Genomic DNA, 16,000 nt, shown 5'->3' on the forward strand with positions numbered 1-16,000 from the left:
CCCCAAAGTGCATCGCTTCTCCGATTACGATTACGACAACGACAACGACAACGACAACGACAACGACAACGATTGTGTTTAGCTTCTTGGCTCGTTACTAACGTACTTTCTTTCCGTACCAACGTACTTTCGATATGAGTTTCGTCATGCCATTGATCAAACCCTTCGCCGGACTGTGCCCCGCCCCCGGCCGTGCCGCCGCGGTGGCGGCACCGCCCTATGACGTGATGAACGCCCAGGAGGCCCGCGCCATGGTGGCGGGGCGGCCCCTGAGCTTTCTGCACATCTCGCGCCCGGAGGTGGACCTGCCGCCGGACACCGACCCCTATGCCCCGGCGGTCTATGCCAAGGCACGCGCGAACCTGGAGCGGCTGTACACCGAGGGCGTGCTGGTCCGCGACCCGACGGCGCGCTACTACTGCTATCGCCTGACGATGGGCGGCCATGTGCAAACCGGACTGGTGGCGGCCGCCTCGGTGGCTGCCTATGACGCGGGGCGGATCAAGAAGCACGAATTCACCCGGCCGGTCAAGGAGGACGACCGGGTGCGCCAGATCGATGTGCTCAATGCCCAGACCGGCCCCGCGTTCCTGGTCTACCGCGCCACGCCGGGCATCGACCAGGTCTTGACCCGCGTGAGCGCCGCCGCCCCGGAGGTCGATTTCACGGCCCCGGACGGGGTGCGCCACGAACTCTGGGCCATCGTCGACCAGCCCACCATCGACGGGCTCACCGCGACCTTCGCCGCCCTGGACGCGCTCTATATCGCCGATGGTCACCACCGCTCGGCCGCCGCCTCCCGGGTGGCCGCCGCACGCCGCGCCGCCAACCCCGGTCACACCGGCGACGAGTCCTACAACTGGTTTCTGTCCGTGCTGTTCCCGCACGATCAGATGCAGATCCTGCCCTACAACCGCCTGGTGCGGGACCTGCAGGGCCAGACCCCGGAGGCGTTCCTGGCGCAGTTGGCCGCCGCCTTCACCATCACGCCGGCCCCGGAGCCCGTCGCCCCCCAAGGGCCGGGCCAATTCGGCATGTACCTGGCCGGCCGCTGGTTCCGGCTGGATCTGAACCCCGCCCGCAGCCCCATCGCGGACCCGGTGCGGCGGCTGGATGTCAGTCTGCTCCAGGACCAGGTGATTGGCCCCCTGCTCGGCATCGCGGACCCCCGACGCGACGAGCGCATCGACTTCGTCGGCGGCATCCGCGGGCTCGCGGCGCTGCGCGCCCGGGTGGACTCGGGCGAGTGGGCGGTTGCCTTCTCGCTCTACCCTACCCAGATGGACGAACTGATGGCGGTCGCGGACTTGGGCGAGGTCATGCCGCCCAAGTCCACCTGGTTCGAGCCCAAACTGGCGGACGGGCTGGTCAGTCATTGCCTGGATTGAGACGCATCCGGCGCCCTGACGGGGCGCCGCAGGTCCGGCCCTTTTTTCCATTCCGGCTAACGCAAAGACCAGCGACACCATAATGCACCGATCCCCGCCCGCACACCGCACCCTCCTGACCCGACTGGACGATCGCTTCGGCACCTGGCGCGGACTGATACGCCTGTGCCTCGCCTGGAGCGAACTGGCAGCGGGCAGATTACGCCCGTTGGACCAACCTGATCTCGCGCGCGTGGAGCGTCTGGTCTGGGTCTGTGCGGGCAATGTCTGTCGCAGCCCCTATGCACACCAACTCGCCCGGGAGATGGGGGTACCCTCGGCCTCATTTGGACTGTCTACAGTGACCGGGCAGGCCGCCTGTGCGGATGCGATCGCTGCCGCGGCCCGGGTCGGCGCCGACCTGACGGCACATCGCGCAACAGCCTGGGAGGACTTCTCACCCCGGAAAACCGACTTGTACGTCGTAATGGAGATACGCCAGGCCCGGGAGTTGCGACGCCGACTCGGCGACTGTCCGGCGCCGATCACCTTGCTGGGACTCTGGGGCAGGCCGCGGCGACCGCATATTCACGACCCCATGACCCTGAGCCCAGCCTATTTCGACACCTGCCTGCGCGTCATCGAGCGCAGTGTGTCCGGCCTCGTGCAGTCCTGGCGGCAAGCAGGTCACAACGGCATTCAACGCCCCCAGCGGCGGGTAAGGGCGAACCAGAGATCCGAGAAAAAGGGCAGTGGATCGCCGACCTCAAACACGAAGTACCGGGTGCGCGGATCCAAATAGGCAGCCAGAAAGTCAAGCCACTCCTTCGCAGGACTGAATGTCAAGGCGCGATTCTGGATCTTCCCCGGACTGAAAGTAATCCGGAGCAGGCGTTTCAGCTCCGGGACAATGTAACGGCACCGCATACCGACCCGATAAGCCGGTTGGACAGTGTCGGTACGGCCAAGCGCCCCCACGGCATAGGCGGTCCAGACAAAGTCGGCACCCGCGTGGTAGGCGAGCGGTAGACTGCCCCAGAAGCGCCCATTGATTTCCATGAGCACCGCCTGACGGGTCTGCGGATCGAACCGATACTCGACCATCGCCGGCCCGGAAAATGCCAGTCGGCGCAACAGCTCGAGCGAATGCTCAAATAAGTCCTGATGGGCGTCCAAGCCCACCGACTCGCAGACGGCGGAGAACCCGCCCTCCGGTGGCCATTCCGCGATCCGCCGATGCTGAAAACGCAAGAGCGCCGTGCCGCCAGCCATGTAAGCCATCTGCCCGAGGCCGTAACCGGGATAGAATCGCTGGACCAACGGCAACTCCCCCACGGGACTGACCAGTTCCAGATAGGCCCGCAGCTGCGCGGCATCATGAACGTAAAGCGATTTCTCACATGCCACGCCGATCTCATCGAGTTTGACCTGCACGCGCGCCGGATGGCTCCATTTGAGTACCAACGGAAAGCTCAGCCCCGGCAAAGCCCGCTCCATGGCGGCGAGATCCGGCCACGACCAAGTCTCGGGGGTAGCGATGCCCAGCCCCTGTGCCGCCGCAATGGTGGTCGCCTTGTCCAGCACCCGCGCCATCGGAAGCGCCTCCGGCACCAAGGCGACCACCACCGGCGCAAGCCGCTCACGCATCCGTTGCAGCCAGCAGATATCACCTTCAGAGACGGTCATCAGCCAGTGGCAGCCGGTCGCCTCGGCAATACCCCGAAGCTGGGCCAGGAGGGCCTCGTCACCATCCTGACGCACGTGCCGCGAAGTGATATAGCGGGAATACAGCCCCAGACTCCGGGAGGAGCGGCCGATGCCATGCACCAGCACCCCGTGCCTGCCGAGCTCACGTATCATCGCCAAGCCGATGGGAGAGTCGACGCCCAGCACCATGACCTGGTGCGCAGCCCGGTGCACCGATCGGTTCATAGCCATTTCACACGATCACTGAAGCCGTTTTCCAGGGTCCGGAGCCATGACAGAACCGGCGATCCGTGCAACGGCCGAACGGGGCGCACCGACGCCGGCGGGCGGGACGCCAAGTCGGCAAAGGTGCATACCTCGAACCGCTCTTCATGTTTGACAAGGTAATCGCACAGGCGCCGCAGGCGCGAGCGCACGGTGCGATTGGTAATCAACACCTCGTGCGTCCAGGCGTTGCGGTTCTTCTCGGTGGCCGCCTTCACGAACTCGAACGGATGGGTCAGGATGACCACTGTCTCGTAGCCCGCGGCCTGGGCTCCATCGAGGATGGCGATCATTTCCAGGCTCGAGCACGACCTGACTTGCAGGGGCCGGAATCGCGCTTGCCCCAGTCCGCGTCGGTCCAGAAAGGAGGTCAAGGGATATTCCTTGACACCCTCGATCAGACGGCATCCGCCAGGCAGTCGGTATTCGGGTTCCGCGGGCTCGCACAGCCCGATGCAGAGATTGGAGGAAAGTGGGATACCCAAGCGCTTCATCACCCGATAGACGTTGCGGCCGGTGCGGAAGCTACCGGTACGCAGGGCCAGGGGTTGACCCCCGGTCCAGCCGTGAAAGGTGGCGATACAATGGGCGAGAAAATCCTCCAACACCGGCTCCGAGAGTGCCGCACAGGAGTCGCCTGGCAACTGTGGCAAATCAGGCACGCCATTGCGATAGGAAAACCAGCAAGGGTGGATATGCAACTGCACGTCCTGCCGCGCCTCCTGGAGCTGGTCGACGTAGCGTCCCATGGCGGACGGACCAAAGTAGTGAGCCTGTGCGGCCTCCACGAAAAAGGTCGCACGCAACTCCCGCTCGCGCAAGGTCCGGATGATAAACCCCAGTCCCTCGCTGTGTCCGTCAATGTTGCAGGCGACTTGTTGGTCGATGACTGGACGAAAGCCATCCGAATAGCTTTCAATGCCGCCGGCGATATCGGCTTCGGCATCGATCGTCATGACGACTGAGGTTCTCATGCGTACCGTATCCTCCGGCCTGTCAGTGTCTAGGGAAGTGACCTATGGGCATTGATTCAACGGCAGCTTATCATATTGATAAGCGCCGCGGTGCCTCCGAACGACAAACCACGGCGCCCCTGCGCCTTAGCGACACCGCGGCGCAATGGTCGGATCGCTGGGGCAACCCTGGAATTCGTCGCGGCCGACGGCGGTTGCGGTTTCTCGGGTCGCGTCGGGACTGGGCTGCTATTATGGCGTTGAAACCGATCCGCCACGCGTGAATCTGCGCCAGGCCCCAGTCCGCCGGACCCGGATGCGGCAGCCACCGGGACCGCGCATCGCCGAACGACTCAACTACCCGCTGGCTCATATGGTAAAACCCGTCTACAACCTCCCCGAGCCGGACACCGGCGACGACGACGCCATCCGGCACTGGCTGGACAACCTGGTACCCAACTACGCCCTGGAGGAACGCAAGCTGATCGCCGGGGCCTGCGCCGCGCTGACCCGCTGCCGCGGCGACCGCCGCATCGAGACCGGCGAGACCCATGTGCGCCATGTCCTGTCCACGGCGGACATCCTGGCGCAATTGCGCATGGACCACGAGACCCTGATCGCCGCCCTGCTCAACGGCTGTCTGGGCCTGGGCGACCTGACCGAGGCGCAACTGGCGGACCGCTTCGGACCCGGCATCGCCCGCATGGTCGGGGACCTGGCGCGCATCGGCCAGATCGCCAACGTGGAGGCCATCATCGCCGCCAAGGACCAGGAGCAGCACGAGGAGAACCTGCGCCGCCTCCTGCTCGGCATCGCCGAGGACGTGCGGGTGGTGCTGGTGGTGCTGGCCGAGCGCCTGCACCTCATGCGCGCCATCAGAAATCTGGAGCCCGAGCGGCGCGCCCGGATCAGCCGCGACACCCAGCGCATCTATGCCCCGCTCGCCAACCGGCTCGGCATGTGGCAGGTCAAGTGGGAGTTGGAAGACCTGGCACTGCGCTACCTGGAGCCCCAGGCCTACCAGCGTGTCGCCCGCGCGATCGACGAGCGGCGCGAGGAGCGGCAGCGCTACATCAAGGAGGTTATCGCGACCCTGCAGCGGACCTTCGCCGCGGCCGGGATCAAGGCCGAGGTCACCGGCCGGGCCAAGCACATCTACAGCATCTGGCGCAAGATGCAGCGCAAGGGCGTGGATCTGTCCCAGATCTTCGATCTGCGCGCGGTGCGTGTCCTGGTCGACTCGGTGGCCGACTGCTACGCCGCGCTCGGGCTCGCCCACGGACTCTGGGGCCACATCCCCAAGGAGTTCGACGACTATATCGCGAGCCCCAAGGGCAACCTCTACCAATCCCTGCACACCGCGGTCATCGGCCCCGGGGACAAGCCGCTGGAGATCCAGATCCGTACCCATGGGATGCACCGCCATGCCGAACTGGGGGTGGCCGCCCACTGGGCCTACAAGGAGGCAGGAAAGGGCCCGGACGCCGAGTTCCAGCGTCGCATCAACTGGATGCGCAGCTTCCTGGAGCTCAAGAGCGAGGGCGAGGACGCCACCGACATCCTGGAGCGCTTCAAGGCCGAATTCGAGCCCGTCCAGATCTATGTCCTGACCCCCCACGCCAAGGTCATCGAACTGCCTAAGGGGGCGACCCCGCTCGACTTCGCCTATGAGGTCCATTCGGAGGTCGGCCACCGCTGCCGGGGCGCCCGGGTCAACGGGCGCATCGTCCCCCTGAGCTATCGGCTCAACAGCGGCGAGACGGTCGAGATCCTGACCCAGAAAAACGCCGCCCCCAGCCGCGATTGGCTCAGCCCCCACCAGGGCTATCTCATCACCGCGCGCGCCCGCAACCGGGTCCGCCACTGGTTCAAACAACAGGACCACGACCTGCACTGGCAGGCCGGGCGCGCCGCCCTGGACCGCGAACTGGTGCGCCTGGGCATCAGTGAGAAGCCCCAACTGGAGCAACTCGCCCCCCGCTACAACTTCAAGCGCGGGGAGGACCTGCTGGCCGCCATCGGCCGCGGGGACCTGTCGGTCGGCGTGGTGGCGCGCCAAGTGGGCGAGCCGCGCAACCCCGAGGGGCGCGCGGAGGCGCGCGAGCCGGAACCGCGCACCAAGGCACCCAGCAAACCCAAGCCCGGCGCCGGGGAGGTTGTGGTGGAAGGGGTGGACGACCTGATGACGCAGATCGCCCATTGCTGCAAGCCGGTCCCCTATGACGCCATCGTCGGCTTCGTCACGCGCGGGCGCGGCATCACCGTGCACCGGCGCGATTGTTCCAATGTCCGCCACCTGCCGGAGGGGGAGGCGGCACGGCTGCTGCGCGTGCGCTGGGCCGACCAGCCGGCCGACGCCGCCTACCCGGTGGACCTGCTGGTCATCGCCGCCGACCGCAAGGGCCTGTTGCGGGACATCTCATCCATCTTCGCCGACGCCGACGTGGACGTTTTGGGCGTCAACTCACACTCCGAGCGCACCACCGACACGGCCGCCATGCGCTTCACGGTGGAGGTACGCGACAAGGCCCACCTGGACCTGATACTCGCCAAGCTTACGCAGACGCCCGACGTGCTGGAGGTTCGGCGGGCGTCCTGACCCAGTAGCCTGGACCGCAGAGGCGGTAGTGGACCAAGGCCGAGGCACCTGACTTCAGTGGCAGATCATTCTTCGATCAGGTCATGCTGGACGAGGCCGCGGCGCTCGCCGAGTTCGGCCATCGCCTGCCGCAGGTCGGACGCATTCGCCGGCGAGCGCAGCAGGTAGGCGGTCTCCTGCCAGGCGTCGAAGTCTTCTTGGGAGATCAAGACGGCGTTCTTGCCGTTGGCGCGCGTGATGACGACCGGCTGGTGGTCGTCGACGACCCCGTCGATCGTCTCGCCCAGGTGTTTGCGCGCCTCGGTGTAGGTGATGGCAGGCATCGGCGGACTCCGGTCGACAGCTTGAAGGTGTGAGTGTAGCAAAGGCCCGCGGCCTTCCGCGCCGGGCTCACCGGCACCGCACTCGGTGGGTGCTGCGCTTACGGGCGCTGGCCAGCCCCGCGGGGAGGTGCCGGCCGCCTCGGGCCGCACAGCGGCCGACACCTGGGTGACACCGCTGGAGCGGTGTCACCAGAGAAGGTAAAGCTCCTACAACCCCAACTCCCGCCACCGGGCCTCGACACGCTTGACCGAGACCGGATAGGCGGTCCCGAGCGACTGGGCGAAGAGTGAGACCCGCAGTTCTTCCAGCATCCAGCGGATCTCATCCAGCCGCGGGTCTTCGCGGCCGGCACGCTCGGCGGCGGTGGTGCGCTCGCGCCAGCGGGCCTCGATGGGGGCCAGTTCCGCCAGGCGCTGCTGGTCGCGGGCGGCGGCGTGCAGGAGGCGCTCGCAGCGCTGGTCGGCGGCCTTCAGATAACGCGGGTAGTCCTTCAGATGCACGTAGGGGATGGCCTGCAGGAAGCCGCGGAAGACCAGGCGGTCGAGTTGGGCGCGCAGGTCGTCGACGGAGGGCTGCCAGTTGATCTGGGTGATGGCGGCGAGGCGTTGGCGCAGGGCCTGGTAGGCGTCCAGGATGGCGGCGGCCAGGGTGCAGACCTCCTGGGCGGTTTTGGCCAGGCTGGGCTTGCGGCTGCTCAGCCGCGCCTCGAAGGCGGCCTGGGTGCGGAGGGGGTCCAGGCCTTCGAGGAAGGTCAGGTCCAGGATCAGGGCGAGGAGTTCGTCGGCCAGGTCGGGGGGCGGAGGCGGCTTGGCGGTGCTGAGTTGACCTTGCGCGGGCTTCTGCGGCTCGGCGGGGACTGGCCGCACTGGGGTGCGGCGCTCCCAGGTGGGGGCCTTGGCGTATTGCAGTGACATGCGGACGAGGCCGGGAAGGCCCTTCTTCAGGGGGCGCAACTCGGCGGCCAGGTGGAGCATGAAGAGTCGGCGCAGGCCCGCGCGCATAGCCTGCCCGGCGCCCTCGGCGGAGTCGAGCACGCGGATGGCGACGGCCTCGCCGGTGTCCACCAGGGCGGGGAAGCCGCGCAGGCGGATGCCGGCGCGGGTGAGATCCACCTGCTCGGGCAGGTCGCCGAAGGTCCAGCGGGTCAGGCCCTCACGCTCCAGGCCGCTCGCCGGGATCTGGGCGAAGCTCTGTTGGCCCTGGCCGCCGTGCTCGCGTTTGAGTTCGGCCGGGTCGGCGCCGGTGGCGATCTCCCGGCCCGTGTCGTCGACCAGCCGGACCTTGAGCCGCAGGTGTTCGGAGATGGCGCCCGGGTCCCAGGCGCCTTCCGGGACCGCCACGCCGGTCAGTTCGCGGATCGCCTCGCCCAAGGCCTGGACCAGGGGCCGCTCGCTGGGCTTGAGATAGGCGGCCAGGCGCGCGGCGGTGTCCGGGATCGGCACCAGGTTCTTGCGGATGGCCTTGGGCAGGCCGCGCAGCAGTTCGGTGATCCGCTCGGTCAGGAGCCCCGGCACCAGCCACTCCAGACGCTCGCCGGAGACCTGATTGATGAGCGGGAGCGGGACCACCAGGGTCAGGCCGTCGGCGGTCGTGCCGGGGTCGAAGTGGTATTCGAGCGGCAGGCGGGTGGCGCCGACCTGCAGGCCGTCCGGGAAGGCCTCGGCGGTGACGGCCGCGGCGTCGTGGCGCATGAGGTCGGCCATGCGCAGGTGCAGCACCTTGGGGTCCCGGCGGGTCGCCTCGCGCAGCCATTTCTCGAACTGGGCGGTGGAGTAGATGCCGGGGGGGACACGCTGGTCGTAGAAGGCGACGATGGCCTCCTCGTCAACCAGGATGTCACGGCGGCGCGACTTGGCCTCCAGATGCTCGACGTACTCGATCAGTTCCCGGTTGTGACGCCAGAAGGGGGCGCGGGTCTCGAAGTCGCCCCCGGCGAGTGCGAAGCGGATGAAGATCTCGCGCGCCTCGGCGGGGTTGATGGGGCCGTAGTTGACGCGGCGGTGCGGCACCAGGGTGACGCCGAACAGCGTCACCTTCTCGTGGGCGGCGACCTGGCCGGAATCCGCCTGCCAGTGAGGCTCGGCGTAGGTGCGCTGCAACAGGTGGGCGCCGGCCGCCTCGATCCAGGCGGGCTGGACGCGGGCGACGATGCGCCCGTAGTGGCGGGTGGTCTCGATGCGCTCGGCGGCGACGATCCACTTGGGGCCCTCCTTGTGCAGGCCGCTGCCGGGGTGGATGAGGAAGCGGCTGTTGCGGGCGCCCTGGTATTCGCGGTTGTCGTCCTTGAAGCCGATGTTGGCGAGCAGGCCGGTCAGGAGCGCGCGGTGGATCTCCTCGGGGGTGCCGGGGGCCTCGATTGCCCGGCCGTCGGCCCCCGCGGTCACGGGGGAGGATGGGCGGACCACCGCAGGTGCAGTGAGATCGCCGGTCCGCACAGCGGACCCTACGGGGTTGCCGCGCCGCTCGGGCACTGGCCTCCCCGCCCCACGGGACTGCTTCAACGCCTGGATCTCGTGCATCTGCTCGTGCAACTGGGCGTGGATGTCGTGCCACTCCAGGACGCGGTTCCAGTTCAGGAAATGCTGCTGGCAGAGCTTGCGGAACTGGTTCTTGGACAGGGCCTTGCGCTCCTTCTCGACGAAGCGCCAGAGGTTCAGCAGGGTGAGAAAGTCCGAGTCCGGGTGGTTGAAGGTGGCATGGATCTGGTCCGCCGCCTGCTGCCGGTCGAGCGGACGCTCGCGCGGGTCCTGGATGCTGAGCGCGCTCGCGATGACCAGGATCTCGGCCAGGCAGTGGTGGTCGGCGGCGGCGAGCAGCAGGCGCCCGATGCGCGGGTCGACCGGCAGGCGCGCGAGTTCCAGTCCGAGCGGAGTCAGTTCGCCGCGCGGGTCGATGGCGCAGAGTTCCTCCAGGGTGCGATAGCCGTCGGCGATGAGGCGCCCGTCCGGCGGGTCCAGGAAGGGGAATGACTCGATGCCGCCGAAGCCCAGGAGCTTCATCTGCAGGATGACGGCGGCCAGATTGGTGCGCTGGATCTCGGGCTCGGTGTAGGCGGCACGGGCCGCGAAGTTGTCCGGCGTGTAGAGGCGGATGCAGACACCGGCGGCGACCCGCCCGCAGCGCCCCTGGCGCTGGTTGGCCGAGGCCTGGGAGATGCGCTCCACCGGCAGGCGCTGGACCCGGGCGCGGTGGCTGTAGCGGCTGATGCGGGCAAACCCCGGGTCCACCACATAGTGGATGCCGGGGACCGTGAGCGAGGTCTCGGCCACGTTGGTGGCCAGCACCACCCGCCGGGTGCCGTGGGGCTTGAAGACCCGCGCCTGCTCCTCGTAGCCTTGGCGGGCGAAGAGCGGCAGGACCTCGGTCGATGGCGGGTGCTGCTTGCGCAGGGTCTCGGCGGTCTCGCGGATCTCGCGTTCGCCGGACAGGAAGACCAACACGTCCCCCCTACCCTCCCGCGCCAGTTCGGCCACGGCGTCCGAGATCGCCTGCTGCATGGCGTCGTCGCGCTCGCCGGCACTCTCGTCGTCCGCGGGCGGGCGGTAACGAACCTCCACCGGGTAGGTGCGGCCGGAGACCTCGATGATGGGCGCCGGGGTGCCGTCTGGCCCGGCAAAGTGCCGCGCGAAGCGTTCGGGATCGATGGTGGCGGAGGTGACGATGAGCTTCAATTCCGGGCGGCGCGGCAGCAGGCCCTTGAGATAGCCCAGCAGAAAGTCGATATTGAGGCTGCGCTCGTGGGCCTCGTCGATGATCAGGGTGTCGTATTCGCGCAGGTCCCGGTCGTGCTGGACCTCGGCGAGCAACATGCCGTCGGTCATGAGCTTGATGCAGGTCTGGGGGCTTACCCGGTCGTGGAAGCGCACCTTGTATCCGACCAGACCGCCCAGCTCCGCGCCCAACTCCTGGGCGACGCGGCTGGCCAGGCTGCGGGCGGCGATGCGCCGCGGCTGGGTGTGGCCGATGCGCCCGAAGACACCGCGCCCCAGTTCCAGACAGAGCTTGGGCAACTGGGTCGATTTGCCGGAACCGGTCTCACCGCAGAGCACCAGCACCTGATGGGCCTGGATCAACTCGGCGATCTCGGCGCGCCGCTCGCTCACCGGCAGTTCCGGAGGATAGGCGATGACCGGCACCAAGGCGCCGCGACGCTCCGCAAGCGACTGGGAGGCGCGCACCGCCTGCCAGAGCCGGGCCGGGCCCGCCACGGGCGGCTGCCCCTCGCGCGCCCGGCGCCGCAAGCCCTGCCGACGCGCCCGCAGGGTCGGGCGGTCGGCGATCAGGCAGCGATCGAGGTCTTGGTCGGAGGGCAGCGGATCGGCATTTGAACTGGGGGGAACGGGCAAGGCTGGCTCTAGCGACATACGGCGGCCATGGTCGGCGAATGGATGTCAGCATTCGCGCTGGAAAGCGGGTATGTTACCGCGCCAACGGCAACCGCGAGAACGGCCCGCCCGGCAACCAAGAAGCAAAGAGGATACGGATTCGTGAATGCGCACCCGCTGCTGCACGCCCGGTGGCCCCTGGCTACCCCACCCAAGCACCCGCGCGGCCTCACGACGCTGGGCGTCGGCTGCGCCGCCCTGCTCCTGGCGGTGCTCGCGGCGGGGCCGTCCCCGGCCGTTGCCGCAGAGCCGGCCGCCGGCCAGCCGGCGGCGGGGACGACCCCCGCCAAGTCCAAGCCCAAGGCCGCGGCCGCCAAGTCGAAGCCAAAGGCGGACGCGGCCAAGAATAAGACCGAGACCGCCAAGTCGAAGGCGAAATCCAAGACCAAGTCCGAGAACGGCAAGTCCAAAGCGCCCGCGGAGCCCGCCAAGACCACGACGACCGAAGCCGCCAAACGCCGGGCGCGGCGCCCGAGCGTCGGCCGCGCCGCCAACCCCGCGCCGGTTGCGTCCGCGCTGCCCGCAGCGGCCGCGGGCCAGCCCGCTGCGGCCGCCCCCCCGACCGTCTTCGAGCACGGGCCGGGCGTGCTGGGCATCAGCCTGCGCACCCTGCGGCAACAGCAAATCAAAGAGTATGTGACCGAGCCGGTCGCCCTGGTCGCCCTGGCCCTGGACGACCTGCGCCTGGCGCCCGTCAACAAGGGCACCCATGTCGAGATCAACCTGGGCCAGCGTATCCCCTTCGACGGCAAAGGTGACAAGGTCCCGCCGAAGTCCCGGCGCCTGCTCGACGTCATCGCCCGCATACTCAACGACAACCCCCAGACCCAACTCCAGGTCCTGGTCCACACGGACAACACCGGCAACGCACCCTCCAACCTGCAGCAGTCACAGCGGGCCGCGGAGGCCGTCAGGGCCTACCTGATGACCAAAGGCGTCGTCGGCGAGCGGATCACCGCCATCGGCCGCGGTGGTGAGGCACCCCTGGCCGCCGCCGTGGGCAAGCGCAAGCCGGCACGGCCGGAGCGCAATCGGCGGGTCGAACTGATCGTTGAGCCCTTGCGACCCGCACCAACGACCCCGACCGACGCCGTCCCGCCACCCGGGCCGACGAGCCCGACCGACCAGCCGCCGCCAGGACCGACAAACCCGACCGACCAGCCCCCGCCGCCCACACCGGCGACGCCGACCGCAGGACCGGTCGGCGAGTTCAAGCCCACGGAGGGCCCACGCTGACGACCGCAGCGGCCGCGACTGAAGAAGGGCCCCGGGCGCCGCGACACCCTGTAACCCAACCCTCTGAGACCCTGCAATGAAACGCCTCACCATTACCACCTCGGTACTCGTCATCTCCCTGGCCGCCCTGTCGGCTTGCAGCACCACCGGGCAGCGCGTCGGCACCGGCGCGGCCATCGGCGCCGCCTCCGGGGCCGCGATCGGCTCCCTGAGCGGCAACGCGGGCAAGGGTGCCGCGATCGGCGCCGGTGTCGGCGCCGTCGGCGGCGCGATCTACGACCAGAACCAGCGCAACAACGATCGCAACCGGTACAACAACAACCGTAATTACAACAACCGCAACTACAACAACTATTGAGGACCGACCAGATCGCCGGTCGTCAGGCGTGCCGGTGCCTCCGACCCGGCCGCCACCCAGGCGTCCCACACGGGAGGGCGCGGCCCTAGCGTAGACGTCGCGCAACGACACGGTGGGAGCGGCTTCAGCCGCGACGGGCCACGCGGGGAACGTGGCTTGTGATCGCGATTCCTCGGCTGCCCGCACGCCGCGCGGGCAGCGTTTGCGACGCACCGTCGGTCGGACCTTGAAAGAAATTGCGCATCTTGCGGCGTGCGCCCCGCAGCCCTGATCCAGGGTACGCAGGCATAAAAAAACCGCCCGAGCCGGTCCCGATAGTCGGAAAAGCTTCGGACGGTTGGCGCGGCAGCCGGGAAATCCCGAGCTAACCGACTGATCTAATTGGCGCTCCCTAGGGGTTTTGAACCCCTGTTACCGACGTGAGAGGCCGGTGTCCTAGACCACTAGACGAAGGGAGCGGTACGGGCGTCAAGGAAGGGCGTATTATACGGAGACTTCGCCGCACGACAAGCGGCGGTTACACTATTACGATCCCCGGCCGCCTCAAGGGGCGGCCCAAGCCCTCAAGGAACCTCCCGGTCACGTGATGCAGGCAACCCACCCCGAGGCACCGCGCAGCGCGCCGGTCCCCTTGATCGTGCCCCGCGCCGAGCACAGTATCTCTCGCGCCAACATCAGCGAGTACGCCCTCAAGGTCCTCTACAAGCTGAAACAGGAGGGCTTCGCGGCCCATCTGGTCGGGGGCGGGGTGCGCGACCTGCTGCTCGGCCACGAGCCCAAGGACTTCGACGTCGCCACCGATGCCACGCCGGAACAGGTGCGCGGGGTGTTCCGCAACTGCCGCCTGATCGGCCGACGCTTTCGCCTGGCCCATGTCCACTTCGGCCGCGAGATCATCGAGGTTGCCACCTTCCGCGGGACCGGGGCGGACGACGACGACGCGGACCGCCACGTCGAGAACGGCATGATCGTGCGCGACAACTCCTACGGCAGCATCGCCGAGGATGCCCTGCGCCGGGACTTCACGATCAACGCGCTCTACTACGACATCAGCAATTTCTCCCTGATCGACTACACCGGCGGGCTCGACGATATCCGCACCGGGCAACTGCGCCTGATCGGCGACCCCGAGCAGCGCTATCGTGAAGACCCGGTGCGGATGCTGCGGGCGATACGCTTCGCCTGCAAGCTCGGCTTCCGGGTGGAGCCGCGGACCGAGCGGCCCCTGTTCGCGCTGGGCGCGCTGCTCGGCGACATCGCCGCCGCCCGCCTCTTCGACGAGTTGATCAAGATGTTCCACGCGGGCTATGGGCTCGACACCTTCGAGAAGCTGCGCCATTACGGGCTCTTCGGTCACCTGTTCCCCGACACCGAGGCCTGTCTGGCGCAGGAGGAGCAGTCCTTTCCCATCACCTTCGTGAGCCGCGGACTGGCCAACACCGACCAGCGCATCCTGGGGGACAAGCCGGTCGCGCCCTTCTTCCTGTATGCGGTCCTGCTGTGGGAACCGGTGCGCCGACGCTACGAGCAACTCCTGGCCAAGGGGGTCGAGGAGGCGGACGCAATGGAACAGGCCGCCAGCGAGGTCTGTGCGCGCGAGCAGCCCCTGGTCTGCATCCCCAAGCGCTACTCACTGCCGATGCGCGAGATCTGGGCGCTCCAGCCGCGCCTGCTCCAGTGCGACGGCAAGCGCCCGGCACGCCTGATCGGCCACCCGCGGTTTCGCGCCGCCTATGACTTCCTGGTACTGCGGGCCGAGGCGGGCGAGGCGGACCAGGATCTGGCCGACTGGTGGACCCGTTTCCAGGAGGCCGACGGGACCCAGCGCACGACCATGGCCGAGGGCGGGACCAAGCGGCGGCGTCCCCGGCGACGGCGACGCGGGCCCGGTGCCGGGTCAGGGTCGGACGCCGGTGACCTGAGCGGTGTCAGTGCCACCGAGGTGTTCGATGACGGCGCCTGAGCAACCGGCATCGGTCATGGCCTATATCGGGCTCGGCAGCAACCTGGCCGACCCGCGTGCCCAGGTCCGCCGTGCCATGGACGAACTCGCCGCGCTCCCCGGCTGCACCCTGTGTTTTCGTTCCTCACTCTATGCCACTGCCCCCCTGGGTCCGGCGGCGCAGCCGGAGTTCGTCAATGCCGTGGTGTCCCTCGCCACCACCCTGACACCGCTCGAACTGCTCGCGGCCTTGCAGGGGCTCGAGCGCGACCACGGCCGGGTGCGCGACGGGACCCGCTGGGGACCCCGGACCCTGGATCTGGACCTGTTGGTCTTCGACGAGTTGCAGCTTCAGTTACCGGGGCTGATCGTCCCCCACCCCGAGATGGCCAAGCGCTCCTTCGTCCTGGTGCCCCTGGCCGAGATTGCGCCCGCGCGGCTCCTGATTCCCGGTTACGGGCACCTGCAGGACCTCCTCGCCGCCTTGGTGGACCGGGACGGGCCGCGGCGCCTGCCTGAGAGCGCGGCGACGGCCGCTGCGGGGTCGGGGCCTCAGGCTCCCGCTTAGACCTGTAACTACCTACGTTGAAACAAGAAAGCGTATAGGTCCGCAAATAAACGCAAATGAACGCAAAGAGGAAAAGAGCTTTGATGGCTTGGCCATCATCCTGAGGACAGCGTAATCGATGACGGCCGGGCAGCCTTGATCGCCGTTCCGGCCACTGGAGGTCGAGGCTTTACCGTGAAAGTGCGTAGTCAGGCCATCCTGGCCTGACGGTGTCGGGGCTGGAACAGTCAGGGCTGGAAGCCCTGACTACGCCGCCCCGCACGCTGGCCATCGAGCTAGCGGTCGAGAGGACTTTCA

General features: G+C 68.0%; 11 protein-coding genes and 1 tRNA gene. 7 read left to right on the plus strand and 5 right to left on the minus strand.

All coding sequences use genetic code 11. The features are described from left to right. Nucleotides 1-146: 146 nt before the first annotated feature. Nucleotides 147-1,388 (plus strand): DUF1015 family protein, encoded by a 1,242-nt coding sequence (locus QZY48_RS21535; protein WP_295435008.1) that lies wholly within the window; start codon nucleotides 147-149, stop codon nucleotides 1,386-1,388. 82 nt (nucleotides 1,389-1,470) lie between these two features. After that, nucleotides 1,471-2,169, plus strand: a complete 699-nt coding sequence (locus tag QZY48_RS34945; RefSeq protein ID WP_366929748.1) for a hypothetical protein — start codon at nucleotides 1,471-1,473, stop codon at nucleotides 2,167-2,169. Here the strand turns inward: QZY48_RS34945 and QZY48_RS21540 are convergent. Further along, nucleotides 2,067-3,299 (minus strand): hypothetical protein, encoded by a 1,233-nt coding sequence (locus QZY48_RS21540; protein WP_295435010.1) that lies wholly within the window; start codon nucleotides 3,297-3,299, stop codon nucleotides 2,067-2,069. The two genes, QZY48_RS34945 and QZY48_RS21540, sit on opposite strands and share 103 nt — an antisense overlap. Further along, nucleotides 3,296-4,312 (minus strand): hypothetical protein, encoded by a 1,017-nt coding sequence (locus QZY48_RS21545; protein WP_295435012.1) that lies wholly within the window; start codon nucleotides 4,310-4,312, stop codon nucleotides 3,296-3,298. The genes QZY48_RS21540 and QZY48_RS21545 overlap by 4 nt, the downstream gene beginning before the upstream one ends. Before the next feature lie 352 nt (nucleotides 4,313-4,664). Between QZY48_RS21545 and QZY48_RS21550 the strand changes: the two genes are divergently transcribed. Then, nucleotides 4,665-6,890 (plus strand): bifunctional (p)ppGpp synthetase/guanosine-3',5'-bis(diphosphate) 3'-pyrophosphohydrolase, encoded by a 2,226-nt coding sequence (locus QZY48_RS21550; protein ID WP_295435014.1) that lies wholly within the window; start codon nucleotides 4,665-4,667, stop codon nucleotides 6,888-6,890. Nucleotides 6,891-6,955: 65 nt separating this feature from the next. Here QZY48_RS21550 and QZY48_RS21555 read toward each other — a convergent pair whose 3' ends face one another. Together QZY48_RS21555 and hrpA are read right to left on the minus strand one after the other, a co-directional pair. Then, nucleotides 6,956-7,213: a type II toxin-antitoxin system Phd/YefM family antitoxin gene (locus QZY48_RS21555; RefSeq protein WP_295435016.1), complete on the minus strand. Its 258-nt coding sequence runs from the start codon at nucleotides 7,211-7,213 to the stop codon at nucleotides 6,956-6,958. Between the two features lie 207 nt (nucleotides 7,214-7,420). Next, a complete protein-coding gene (hrpA, locus tag QZY48_RS21560; RefSeq protein ID WP_295435018.1) occupies nucleotides 7,421-11,560 on the minus strand; it encodes an ATP-dependent RNA helicase HrpA in 4,140 nt (1,379 codons plus the stop codon). A 141-nt stretch (nucleotides 11,561-11,701) separates the two neighbouring features. On the opposite strand from hrpA, the gene QZY48_RS21565 reads away from it, so the two are divergent. Then, nucleotides 11,702-12,835, plus strand: a complete 1,134-nt coding sequence (locus QZY48_RS21565; protein ID WP_295435020.1) for an OmpA family protein — start codon at nucleotides 11,702-11,704, stop codon at nucleotides 12,833-12,835. 76 nt (nucleotides 12,836-12,911) lie between these two features. Next, nucleotides 12,912-13,193: a YMGG-like glycine zipper-containing protein gene (locus QZY48_RS21570; protein WP_295435021.1), complete on the plus strand. Its 282-nt coding sequence runs from the start codon at nucleotides 12,912-12,914 to the stop codon at nucleotides 13,191-13,193. A 382-nt stretch (nucleotides 13,194-13,575) separates the two neighbouring features. Here QZY48_RS21570 and QZY48_RS21575 read toward each other — a convergent pair. Beyond that, a tRNA-Glu gene (locus QZY48_RS21575) sits at nucleotides 13,576-13,651 on the minus strand. A gap of 128 nt (nucleotides 13,652-13,779) precedes the next feature. Between QZY48_RS21575 and pcnB the strand changes: the two genes are divergently transcribed. Both pcnB and folK read left to right on the plus strand, forming a co-directional pair. Then, complete coding sequence (gene pcnB, locus QZY48_RS21580; RefSeq protein WP_295435022.1) at nucleotides 13,780-15,156, plus strand: polynucleotide adenylyltransferase PcnB; 1,377 nt, start codon at nucleotides 13,780-13,782, stop codon at nucleotides 15,154-15,156. Next, a complete protein-coding gene (folK, locus tag QZY48_RS21585; protein WP_295435023.1) occupies nucleotides 15,143-15,703 on the plus strand; it encodes a 2-amino-4-hydroxy-6-hydroxymethyldihydropteridine diphosphokinase in 561 nt (186 codons plus the stop codon). The genes pcnB and folK overlap by 14 nt, the downstream gene beginning before the upstream one ends. Nucleotides 15,704-16,000: the final 297 nt, after the last annotated feature.

Source organism: uncultured Thiodictyon sp. (assembly GCF_903828115.1).
GTDB lineage: Bacteria > Pseudomonadota > Gammaproteobacteria > Chromatiales > Chromatiaceae > Thiodictyon.

Excerpts from the sequence above, each read along its gene's own strand:
- QZY48_RS21535 (WP_295435008.1), top strand. The coding sequence starts at position 147 with ATGCCATTGATCAAACCCTTCGCCGGACTGTGCCCCGCCCCCGGCCGT.
- QZY48_RS34945 (WP_366929748.1), top strand. The coding sequence starts at position 1,471 with ATGCACCGATCCCCGCCCGCACACCGCACCCTCCTGACCCGACTGGAC.
- QZY48_RS21540 (WP_295435010.1), bottom strand. The coding sequence starts at position 3,299 with ATGAACCGATCGGTGCACCGGGCTGCGCACCAGGTCATGGTGCTGGGC.
- QZY48_RS21545 (WP_295435012.1), bottom strand. The coding sequence starts at position 4,312 with ATGAGAACCTCAGTCGTCATGACGATCGATGCCGAAGCCGATATCGCC.
- QZY48_RS21550 (WP_295435014.1), top strand. The coding sequence starts at position 4,665 with ATGGTAAAACCCGTCTACAACCTCCCCGAGCCGGACACCGGCGACGAC.
- QZY48_RS21555 (WP_295435016.1), bottom strand. The coding sequence starts at position 7,213 with ATGCCTGCCATCACCTACACCGAGGCGCGCAAACACCTGGGCGAGACG.
- QZY48_RS21570 (WP_295435021.1), top strand. The coding sequence starts at position 12,912 with ATGAAACGCCTCACCATTACCACCTCGGTACTCGTCATCTCCCTGGCC.
- pcnB (WP_295435022.1), top strand. The coding sequence starts at position 13,780 with ATGCAGGCAACCCACCCCGAGGCACCGCGCAGCGCGCCGGTCCCCTTG.
- folK (WP_295435023.1), top strand. The coding sequence starts at position 15,143 with ATGACGGCGCCTGAGCAACCGGCATCGGTCATGGCCTATATCGGGCTC.